Source organism: Photorhabdus sp. HUG-39 (assembly GCF_963878365.1).
GTDB classification, from domain to species: domain Bacteria; phylum Pseudomonadota; class Gammaproteobacteria; order Enterobacterales; family Enterobacteriaceae; genus Photorhabdus; species Photorhabdus kayaii.
The window spans coordinates 1-2,772 of record NZ_CAWNWY010000081.1; the positions used below are offsets into that span (position 1 = coordinate 1).

Genomic DNA, 2,772 nt, shown 5'->3' on the forward strand with positions numbered 1-2,772 from the left:
AGACAATAGCCGGGCTGAATCAGGCGATCCAATACCGGGGCAAAAGCCAAAACCTGGCGGTCCAGCTTAGTCGGGTGCTGCACCGTAACGCCGACCAGAAAACCTTGCTTAACGGCGAAATTTATCGTCGGGCGTCCCGCAATTTTATTGATAAGACCGAAGTTGATGTTCAGCGCCGGGAAACCGCGGGCTGGAAGCTGGGGCTGTCCCATCACCACTTTATCGGCAGCGCGACGCTGGATACCAAAGTGACTTACCAGCAGGGCATGCGCTGGTTTGGCGCGCAACCTGCGCCGGAAGAGTACCGCAATGAAGGAACCGCCTTACCCAAAATCACCCAATTCTCGGCGACGCTTGCCGGGCCGTTAACGCTGTTTTCTCAGCCCTTTTCTTATCAAACCCAGTATTTGCGTCAGATAAGCGCCAGCCCATTGACGCCTCAGGATCGCTTCTCGATTGGCGGCCGCTGGACCGTGCGCGGCTTTGATGGCGAGCTGACCTTATCCGCCGATCGGGGTTGGTACAGCCGGAACGAACTGGACTGGCAAACCCCGCTGCGCGGGCAATCGCTGTATCTGGCAATGGATTATGGCGAAGTAGGCGGACGGGGCAGCGACGCGCTGCTCGGAAAACACCTGGCGGGGAGTGCTCTGGGTTGGCGCGGCAGCCTGAAAGGGGTGAGCTACGACCTGTTTGTCGGCGTCCCGCTGTCCAAACCCGCCGGTTTCCAAACTTCCCCCGTCACGGCCGGATTCAACCTGTATTGGCAGTATTAATTTAAATAGCAAAACTGCCAATGGGTGGTGTTGTGTGGAGCAAAAGTTATGAACAAACAGTTATATCGTATTATCTTTAATCAATCTCGCCAGATGTGGATGGTGGTGGCAGAAATAACGCGGGCCGGACGGGGACGAACCGGACGCCGCGCTCATCGCCCGTCTTCACCGCAGCATCGTTGCCGACTCACCGCGCTACGGTTTGGATTGTTGTTAGCCTTTGGCGGGATTTCGCTCACCGCGCAGGCGGCGATTGTGGCCGATGGACAGGCGCCGGGGCGCCAGCAACCGACGATCATTCGCAGCGCCAACGGCACGCCGCAGGTCAATATCCAGACGCCGGGCGCCGATGGCGTTTCCCACAATACCTACCGTCAGTTTGACGTGGATAAACAGGGAGTGATCCTCAATAACAGCCATCAAGCCACGCAGACGCAACTGGGGGGTATGGTCGCGGGCAATCCGTGGTTAGCCAAAGGGGACGCCAGCGTTATTCTTAACGAAGTCAACAGTAGTTACCCCAGTCAACTCAATGGCTGGATTGAAGTCGCCGGGCAGAAAGCCGAGGTGATTATTGCCAACCCGGCGGGTATCACCTGTAACGGTTGCGGGTTCATTAACTCACATCGCACCACGCTCACTACCGGGCAAGCCCTGATGGAGCGAGGCCGGCTGAAAGGGTTTGATGTCAATCAGGGGGAAGTGCGGATTGACGGGCACGGCATGGACAGCACACAGCAAAGTTACACCGATATTATCGCCCGTTCCGTGGCGATTAATGCCAAATTACACGCGCAAGACCTGAAAGTGACTACCGGGCGCAATATTGTGGATGCGGCGCATCAGCAGGTGGAGAAAAAATCGATTGACGATGAAAAGCACCCGGCGTTTGCGTTGGATGTGGCGGCGCTGGGCGGCATGTATGCCCATAAAATCCGGCTGATAGGCACCGAAACGGGGGTGGGCGTGCATAATGCCGGTAATATCGGCGCGTCTGCCGGGGAGGTCCATATCACCGCCGATGGCTGGGTAGAGAACCGCGGCACCCTCAGCAGCCGGGATACGTTGCAATTAACCTCGTCTGCCGATGTCACTAACACCGGCAAATTGCTGTCCCAATCGGCGGTGAATTTACAGACCAAAGGAGCACTGCGCAATCAGGGCCGGGTGGAAGCTCGCGGCGATGCCACGGTCAACGCAGGCACAATACACAGCAGCCATGACAGCGTGTGGGCCGCGGGACTGGATGATAACGGCAACACTACCCGTCCCGGCTCACTGACTCTGACCGCGCAGCACGTTCAGGCGAAGGGGAAAAATCTGGCCGCCGATACGCTGGCTGTCCACAGCCAACAGATTGACCTGAGCGACAGCCAGACCGCAGCCAGCCAGATTCAACTCACCGCCAGTCAAGCGGGGATCAGTACCGCTCGCGCTACCGTCAACGCCGACCGTTTGACGGCGAAAACGCCGGGCCAGTTTAACAACGACGGCGGCCAGTTAGTGGCGAAGGAAATCCACCTCACGACGCCGGATTTATCCAATCATCAGGGAAAAATTAACCAGACCGGTACTGGTGAACTGGCGCTCCATACCCGTACCCTGAATAACCGTGAGGGGACAGTGTTCAATCAGGGGAAATTGACCCTCACTACTGACCAGCTTAACAACCGTCAGGGCACTATTGCCAGTCAGGGCGAGGACCTGCATCTCACCGCGCATCAGGCCGATAACACTCAGGGCACCGTGCAACTGGCGGGCAACGGGAAACTGTCGCTCAATACCCAACGGTGGCTGGGTGATAAGGGCAAACTACTGACCAATGGCGCCCTGACGATACAGGCCGGTGAACTGCAACTCAACCACGCCGAAACTCAGGCCGGGCAGATAACCGTCAACGCTGACACCCTCAGTCATCAAGGCGGCGTGATGCAACAACAGGGCAAAGATACCCTGTCCCTCACCACCCGGATGCTGGATAACCAGCACGGCACCC

General features: G+C 57.7%; 2 protein-coding genes. Both read left to right on the plus strand.

Features of this window, described 5'->3' with window-relative positions:
- The coding region (locus tag AAC155_RS23920) for a ShlB/FhaC/HecB family hemolysin secretion/activation protein (RefSeq protein ID WP_240002860.1) at nt 1–776 on the plus strand (776 nt) is incomplete at its 5' end.
- Nucleotides 777–824: 48 nt separating this feature from the next.
- On the plus strand, nt 825–2,772 hold a 1,948-nt coding region (locus AAC155_RS23925; RefSeq protein WP_146748154.1), incomplete at its 3' end, for a two-partner secretion domain-containing protein.